Raw genomic sequence first — 1,116 nt, forward strand, 5'->3', positions numbered from 1 at the left:
CTAGTGTCCTGAGTCGTTAATTCGGCCGCTGATAGTAGGCTGTCGGGGTGGCTGGTCGTCCGCGTGGTGTGGTGGTCCTGACTGATGACGAGCGTGCGTGTCTGAGCCGGTGGGCGCGGCGGGGTAAGTCGTCGCAGGCGTTGGCGTTGCGGTCGAAGATCGTGTTGTTGTGCGCTGGGGGTCTGGTGAATACGCATGTCGCGCAGCGGCTTGGGGTGTCGCGGGACATGGTGGGCAAGTGGCGTGGCCGGTTCCTGGCGCGTCGGTTGGAGGGGCTGGTTGACGAGCCACGGCCGGGGGCGCCGCGTCGGATCACCGATGATCAGGTGGATGAGGTGATCGTCAAGACTCTCGAGCGGCAGCCGGCCAATCAGGACAGTCACTGGTCGACGCGGTCGATGGCGCGTGAGACCGGGTTGTCGCAGACGGCGGTGTCGCGGATCTGGCGGGCGTTCGGACTCAAACCGCATCTGGTCGACACGTGGAAGCTGTCGGCTGACCCGATGTTCGTGGAGAAGGTCCGCGACGTGGTTGGCCTGTACCTGGATCCGCCGGTCAAGGCGATGGTGTTGTGCGTCGACGAGAAATCCCAGATGCAGGCCCTGGAGCGGACCCGGCCGATGTTGCCGATGATGCCCTCGGTCCCCGCGAGGCAGACCCATGACTACGTCCGTCACGGCGTGGCCAGCCTGTCCGCCGCGTTCGACCCCGCCACCGGCAGGGTGATCGGGCAAGTGCACCGTCGCCACCGGCATCAGGAGTTCCTGAAGTTCCTGAAGGCCATCGACGCCCACACTCCCGCCGAGATGGATCTGCACCTGGTGCTGGACAACTACGCCACCCACAAGACCCCGGCCGTGCAACGCTGGCTGGCCGCGCATCCCCGTTTCCACCTGCACTTCACCCCGACCTCGGCGTCGTGGCTCAACCTCGTCGAACGCTGGTTCGCCGAACTGACCAACCGCAAACTCCGCCGGTCCAGCCACCACAGCCTCGCCGACCTCGGAACCGACGTCAGGGCCTGGATCGAAGCATGGAACAACGACCCGAAACCATTCGTGTGGACCAGAACCGCCGACGAGATCCTCAACAGCCTCGCCACATACTGCGGCCGAA

The 1,116-nt window shown here is 65.4% G+C and carries 1 protein-coding gene; it reads left to right on the forward strand.

What is annotated here, in order from left to right; translation table 11 throughout:
* Positions 1-47: 47 nt before the first annotated feature.
* Positions 48-1,116, forward strand: a 1,069-nt coding sequence (locus ACFHWY_RS28605) for an IS630 family transposase (RefSeq protein WP_416583344.1), incomplete at its 3' end; no start/stop codon positions are given.

Source organism: Micromonospora sp. LOL_024 (genome assembly GCF_048060415.1).
In the GTDB taxonomy this organism is placed as follows: Bacteria; Actinomycetota; Actinomycetes; order Mycobacteriales; family Micromonosporaceae; genus Micromonospora.